Consider the following 7,295-nt stretch of genomic DNA (forward strand, 5'->3'; position numbering starts at 1 on the left):
TTGGTGGAGGTAAACGGGATCGAACCGATGACCTCTTGCATGCCATGCAAGCGCTCTCCCAGCTGAGCTATACCCCCTGAAGCAATGAAACAGTGTTTCTCTGCTGCAATGCAAAAATTGTAGCACAGGGTTTTCGCCGGTTTTTCCAAACTTCCAACATTTTGTCGAAAGCATGAAAAAAGGGATGCAGAGAGCATCCCTTTTTCTTTCAGTGCCAAACCTGATCAGCTCACGGCGCCGCCGTCACGGATACGGTGCATCTCGCCGATATCCACCGTCCAGACCAGACCGTCGCCGATCTGCCCGGTGCGGCAGGCCGCGACGATGGCTTCGCGAATCGCCCCCACCATGGACTCCTCCACGATTACGCAGACCATGAGCTTGTCCGAAAAATCGGTCAGCTCATCCTTGACCGTACGCTTGTCCACGGCTGCGGGGGCCGTAAAGCCCTCGGCCTTGAAAATCGTCACACCCGGAAAGTTCGGAATCGCACGCAGCTCGGTACGTAGGCGCTCCAACCGGCTGGGACGCACGATGGCGCGGATTTCTTTCATCGTCATCGGATCACTCCTTTCTCAAATCAAGCCTCGGTCGGCTTCTCGTCAAACCAGCGGTACAGCGTGGGCAGCACCACCAGCGTCAACAAAGTCGAGGTAATCAAACCACCGATCACCACGATCGCCAAGGGACGCTGAACTTCGGAGCCAGGACCCGTCGCAAACAGGAATGGCACCAGACCCAGCAAAGCCACGGTTGCGGTCATCATCACAGGGCGGAAACGCTGAGTACAACCTTCGCGCACGGCTTCGGCCACGTCCATGCCGTCCTGGCGCAGTTGGCGAATGCTGGATACAAGCACCACGCCGTTCAGCACAGCAATACCCCACAGGGCAATAAAGCCCACCGATGCCGGCACGCTCACATATTCGCCAGTGACAAACAAGCCAATCAGGCCGCCAATCGAAGCAAAGGGCAGCACCAGAATGATCAGGCTTGCCAGCTTGATGGAGTTGAACAGCAGGAACAGCAAGAAGAAGATGGCCACGATGGTCAGCGGCACGATCACCTGCAGCGTGCCCATGGCGCGCTCCATGTTTTCGAACTGACCGCCGAACTTGAAGTAATAGCCGTCGGGCAGCTTGACTTCCTTGTCCAGGCGCTGCTCGACCTCGGCAACAAAGCCAGCCAGGTCGCGCCCTTCCACGTTCGCGCCCACCACCACGCGGCGCTTGCCACCTTCGCGGCTGATCTGCGCGGGACCATCGACCAGTTCGATCCTGGCCAGACTGCTCAGCGGCACTTGCGCGCCAGCCGCCGTGGTCAGCAGCGTTGCGCCAATGGCTTCGGGCGATCCCCGATAGGACTCGGGGAAACGCACCACGACCGAGTAACGACGCTCACCCTCATACAAGGTCGTCACGTCCTTGCCGCCAATGGCGGACTCCAGCAGGCTCTGCACATCGGCAACGTTCAGACCGTGACGAGCAATCGCCTTGCGGTCGATATCCACCGTCAGAGCCTGCTGACCCGAGAGTCGCTCGATACGTATGTCCGTACTGCCGGAGACGCTCTTCAGAATGCGCGCCACCTGCTCGGAGACCTCCTTGAGGTCTTCCAGCTCGTCCCCGAACACCTTCACGGCCAGTTGCGAGCGCACGCCGGTCACCATTTCATCCACACGCTCGGAGATGGGCTGGGACAGCACAATCTGCACGCCGGGAATCTTGGATAGGCGCTGACGAATCTCTTCGTCGATCTCATCCTGCGTACGCTCGGACTCGGGGTCCAGCAGCACGATGGGGTCAGACTCATTGGGGCCAGCAGGATCGGCTGGCGATTCGCCACGTCCCAGCTTGGACACCACGGACTTCACGCCGGGCACCTGCGCCACTTCCTTCATGGCAGCCATTTCCATGCGAATGGATTCATCCAGGGAAATGCTGGGCACGCGGTTGATCTGCGGTGTCAGCGCGCCTTCCTTCATGGTCGGCATGAAAGACTTGCCTAGGAACGGGAACAGGCCCAGCGATCCGATCAGCAAAGCCACGGCCACAGCCAGCGTCAGGCGGTTGCGTGCAGTCGCACCGTCAAGCAGACGCAGATAGTGGCGCTTGAGGAAACCAATCAGCTTGGTATCGTGATCGGCGCCGCCCTTGAGGAAGTAGGAACACAGCACGGGCGACAGGAACAGCGACACGGCCAGCGAGATCGCCAGAGCCATGGCAATGGTCAGCGCCAGTGGTCCGAACATCTTGCCTTCAATACCTTGCAGCGTCATCAGCGGCAGGAACACCAAGATGATGATGGCAATACCGAAGATGGTGGGAGTAGCGACTTCCACAGTGGCCGACAGCACGGTGCGAATGCGCTCGCCGCGCGAATTGCCCGCCTGCCCCAGCTTGTGGAAGACGTTTTCGACCACCACCACGGTGGCATCCACCATCAGACCAATGGCAATCGCCAAGCCACCCAAGGACATCAGATTGGCCGAAATGCCGTACTTGTTCATCATGATGAAGGTGGTCAGCGGCGTGATGATCAGCGTCGCCACCACAATCAGGCTGGAACGCACATCGCCCAGGAAGATGAACAGCACCACCACCACCAGGAAGATGCCCTCAATCAGCACCTTGCCCACGGTCCAGAGAGCGGAATCCACCAGATCGGTACGGTCATAGTAAGGAACGATCTGCAGGCCGCCAGGCAGCATGCCCTTGGAGTTGATCTCCTCCACACGCTCCTTCACGCGGGTCACGACTTCCTTGGCATTGCCGCCGCGCATCATCAGCACAATGCCCGAAACGCCCTCGGTATAGCCGCCCTTGATGATGGCACCCTGTCGCACCTCGGCATCAATCTGCACCTTGGCCACATCACGCACATAGACCGGCACTCCTCCCTGCTCCTTGAGCACGATGTTGCCGATATCGTCCAGCGTGCGGATCATGCCCACGCCGCGAATCAGATACTGCTCGGTCACCTGCGGCAGGATGCCGCCGCTGGCATTGGCATTGTTGTCCGCCACGGCTTGCACCACCTGACGCACGCTCAGGTTGTAGTGACGCAGGCGGGCAGGATCGACCAGCACCTGGTACTGCTTGACATATCCGCCCTGAGAGTTGATTTCAGCCACACCGGGAATGGATCGCAGCAACGGACGCGCCACCCAGTCCTGAATGGTGCGACGCTCCGTCAACTCGGCCTGGGTCAGCTCGCGCTTGCCATCATCGGGGTGGTCCAGCGTGTACTGGTAGACCTCACCCAGGCCGGTGGATACCGGCCCCAATACCGGCACGATGCCTTCAGGCATGCGTGGCGTGACTTCGATCAGACGCTCCGTCACCAACTGTCGGGCAAAGTACACATCGGTCGCATCGGTAAACACCAGCGTGATGATGGACAGACCGCTCTTGTTGAGCGAGCGCATCTCTGCCAACCCGGGCAGTCCCGTCATGGCGATTTCGAGAGGCACGGTCACAAAACGCTCGATCTCCTCGGGCGAACGACCAGGGGCTTCGGTGGCAACCTGAACCTGCACATTGGTCACATCGGGGAAAGCATCCACCGACAGATTCATGGCGGCACGCAGGCCAAAGCCACACATCACCAGCGCCAGCACGACCACCACCAGCCGCTGCGATAGCGCGGCACGAATCATGGAGGCAATCATGGGCTTACTCCAGTTCTGCGCGCTTGCGCTCGTTGTTCAGGTGGAATGCACCTTCAACCACGATCTGGGAGCCTTCGCTCAACCCCTTGAGCACAGGTCGCAGACCACCGCTGGCCGCCCCCAACTCCACCGGAGTCAGGCGATAGTGGTTTTCGGCTTTCTTGACGTAGACATGATCCCTGTCGTTCTCGCGGACCACTGCCAGCGCAGGGATCGCCAGAGTCTTCTCCATGGCCCCCTGGATCTTCATGGTGGCCAGCATCTGGGGCTTCAGCGCCAGATCTTTGTTGTCCACCTGAGTGCGAATGGTCACGGTGCGGGTTTCGGGGGACACGGTGTCACCCACGTAGATGATCTTGCCCGAGATGGGCGTCTCCTCGACGGTCAGCCCCAGCGCCGGCACATCGATCTGCACGTTCTGGCCAGTCTGCACGCTGCGCGCAATTTGCTCGGGCAGGGCGCCTACCACCCAGACATTGGAGAGATCTGCCACAGTGAACAGAGGGTCCCCCGGCTGCGCCACCTGACCCTGGCTGACCTGGCGCTCGATCACAATACCTGCAGCAGAAGCCGTGATGGCGGCATTCGGGGCCACATTGCCCTTGGCGCGCAAACTGCTCAGCGCATCGGCAGACAAGCCCATCAGCTTGAGCTGATCGCCTGCCGCCCTCAACTCTGCGCGCGCAATCTGCACTTCCGATTCGCGACGCAGCAGTTCTGCAGAGCCGATCACATCGGCAGCAATCAGCTGACGCGCCCGCTCTACGGAGCGCTCTGCCAGAGTTGCCGTGGCGCTGGCACGCATATAGGCCAGTTGAGCCGTGGTCAGCTCGGGGCTGGCGACGCGCGCCAGGGTCTGACCAGCTTTGACGCGATCGCCGGTTTCGGCCAGCACCTCGGTCACACGCCCTGTCACGGCCGCACCGATGCGGGTGACCTTGCGTTCGTTGGCTTCAATGCGACCGGCAACTTCCTGCACCGATGCAACCTCGGCCTGCGTTACCGCGGCGGTCTTGAAGTTGGTTGCCATTTCGGCTGAGACAACCACCTCCATGGGGTCAAGCTCGGCCTTGGTATCTGCTGCAGCAACCGCAGCAGCCGGCTCCTCCTTGCCGCAGCCAGTCAGGGTCAATGTTGTCAGCCCGGCCAACGCCAGTGCCAGAACCAGAGAGGCGGGACGCGCAGTCCTGGAGTGATGATGAGAAGACATAAAGCGAATTCAAAAAATACGAAAACGTGGTCTTGACTTTGAAAGCTCAAAGCGAGGAAGGCTGGGCATAGCGGCCAGCCAGAAAATCCAGTTCAATCCGGGCGGATTGCAGCTGATAACGGGCTTCAAGCAAATCGGCGCGTACTGTGCGCAGCACGCGCTGGGCGTCCAGCACATCCAGAATGCCGCGCTCGCCGAAGCGGTAGGCAGCCTCGGCTACGCGCAAGGCCGATTCGGCCTCGCGCACCGCGCCCTCGCTCAGGGCCTTGGTGCGCACCTGCGCCATTTCCATGACCTTCCAGGCCTGCAACATTTGCTGCTCAAGTTCGGCCTTGCGACCTTCCATGCGCAGGCGAGCACGCTCGGCTTCCGAAGCAGCCTCATCAATCGGGCCGCGACGCTGGTCGAACAGCGGAATCTGCATGCTCACGCCGATGGTGTTATTGCGGATATCGGGCTCTCGCGTCTGCGCGTAACGCAGCTCAAGACCCGGCCAACGGCTGGCTTTGGCACCGTTCTTCTGCGCTTCGGCCTTGTCCACCTCGGACTGCAGCTGCAGCAGCTCCGGATGGGCCTGCCAGTTGATGTTCTGCAACTGCACTGTCTCCACCGGATCCTGCAGAGACAGGGCCAGATCAAAGCGATTGGGTAACTGGCCTGCAGCCAGACGATTGAGCGTGAGCTGGGATTGCTCGGCCAGCAAACGGGCAGACTGCTCCTGCTGACGAGCGTTGATCAGTTCGGCATCGGCCTTGATGATTTCGTAACGCGCCGCCTCACCGCTGGAAACACGTACGCGTACACGCTCATGGGCCTGTTCCAGCAGCTTGACGGCATCGTAGGCGGCCTGTGCCTGCGCCTGTCGCAGCACCACCTCGTAGGCCTTGAGCTTGACCTGGGCCACGAGTGCATTGCGCGATGCAGCAATCTGGTGCACGGATGCTCGCTGCCCGGCTTGCGCCGCCTCGATACGAGCAGCGCGCACGGAAGGCATTTCTATGGGAACCGAGATCCCCATGGTCTGCACATTGCCGGGCGTGGCCGATGCCAGACGCGCCTTGTTGTCGCCGCGACTCCACTCCAGCTTGGGGTTGGGCAGCGCGCCAGCGCTGACCACGGCGGCCTGAGCCGTGAAGCTCGACTGCTGCACTGAGCGCAGTTCGGGATTGTTGTCCAGCACGGTCTGCACCAGCTGCGTCAAAGTCAGCTTGGGCTGCACCTGATCTGAAATGGTGCTGCTGATTTGTGGTGTGCCATGAGCATTGGTCTGAGCATGCGCCGCCAGAGCTGCGGCGAGACACAGGCCGAACACGGCCACGCGTTTGGGGCTTCGCAATGGTGTATGGCCAGAAGAATTCTTACTGGCCTTGGCCGGTAAAGAAGCCGGCACTATCGATCTATTGAACATAGAACACAGCTGCCTTCTTGAGGGCAGATAAAGTGAGGAAAGGGTCGGAAACCCGTCATGCACATGCGGCGGCCGCCGCATGCGATGCAGGATCAGTTACACCTGAACAGGTGAAGCCGCCCCAGACCTGTCTCAGAGCCATGCTCTGCAGACAAGCACATTCCAGGCCAGCAGGCGCTGGAATAACGGGCAGCAGGTATCGGGGGTCTAAAAAGCCCAGCGCAAACGTTCTGACGTGATGACGTCAGCTGAGCTGGAGCTAGCCTGCCTGCGGCAGGCCGAGACTTGGCGGACGCAACATGCTTTCCGGCCAGGGATGAGTCGGGTGCACCACATGCCCCTGAGGAGGCACCCGGACATCGGCCACACCTACAGCTACCGCTTCAGGAGGGCCAAACAATTCATTGCGATCATCCTGGGCCGGATTGAGCTCGGCAGTGCGATGTGGACGGTGAATGGAGAACTCCACCGTATCTTCTTCCACATCGTCCTCGAACTCCTGCAGCACATCGACACCGTATTCGTGCGGCTCTGCGTCGAGTACATAAGCCATGGCCACCACATCTTGCGAACCTGCCGGCCACATGGCGATGAGTTGCACCCCGATGATGGAGGCAAACATCAGCAGCGACAGCAGAAAGGAAGACGCCGGACGCATGGATCGAAGGAGCTGTGGTTAAACGAACAACAATGAAGGGATGAGACAGTCACCGGGAAGCAGGCCCAATGGTGACAAGATGGTGTACCGATTGGCAGCAAAAGTTCCCGCATGGAAAACTTTTGTCAACATCTGTAAGGGTGAACGATAGCGTATCGCCATAGCACTTGCATGGCAAGGGTATCTTGCTAGAAAGTCAGGAGCACATCAAATCTCCCAGAGCGCCACAGACAAAAAAAAGCCGCAATCAATTGCTTGATTGCGGCTTTTTAAATCTGGCGGAGTGGACGGGACTCGAACCCGCGACCCCCGGCGTGACAGGCCGGTATTCTAACCAACTGAACTACCA

At 60.0% G+C, this 7,295-nt stretch carries 5 protein-coding genes and 1 tRNA gene; all 6 read right to left on the reverse strand.

Translation table 11 applies throughout. From position 1 onward, the window contains the following. Position 1: 1 nt before the first annotated feature. Positions 2 to 77, reverse strand: a tRNA-Ala gene (locus JAO85_RS25225). A 147-nt stretch (positions 78 to 224) separates the two neighbouring features. After that, entirely contained in the window at positions 225 to 560 is a 336-nt protein-coding gene (locus JAO85_RS25230; RefSeq protein ID WP_039050540.1) for a P-II family nitrogen regulator, read from the reverse strand. Between the two features lie 20 nt (positions 561 to 580). Further along, the gene (locus tag JAO85_RS25235) at positions 581 to 3,670 is read right to left on the reverse strand and encodes an efflux RND transporter permease subunit (protein WP_003061132.1); all 3,090 of its coding nucleotides are present in this window, start codon (positions 3,668 to 3,670) and stop codon (positions 581 to 583) included. A 4-nt stretch (positions 3,671 to 3,674) separates the two neighbouring features. Then, a complete protein-coding gene (locus tag JAO85_RS25240) occupies positions 3,675 to 4,880 on the reverse strand; it encodes an efflux RND transporter periplasmic adaptor subunit (RefSeq protein ID WP_045840269.1) in 1,206 nt (401 codons plus the stop codon). A gap of 46 nt (positions 4,881 to 4,926) precedes the next feature. Further along, positions 4,927 to 6,198, reverse strand: coding sequence for a TolC family protein (locus tag JAO85_RS25245; RefSeq protein ID WP_012837585.1), 1,272 nt, complete (start codon positions 6,196 to 6,198; stop codon positions 4,927 to 4,929). 349 nt (positions 6,199 to 6,547) lie between these two features. Further along, positions 6,548 to 6,946, reverse strand: a complete 399-nt coding sequence (locus tag JAO85_RS25250; RefSeq protein WP_012837584.1) for a hypothetical protein — start codon at positions 6,944 to 6,946, stop codon at positions 6,548 to 6,550. Positions 6,947 to 7,295 lie beyond the last annotated feature (349 nt).

It is taken from the genome of Comamonas sp. NyZ500 (genome assembly GCF_016772095.1).
GTDB classification, from domain to species: domain Bacteria; phylum Pseudomonadota; class Gammaproteobacteria; order Burkholderiales; family Burkholderiaceae_C; genus Comamonas; species Comamonas thiooxydans.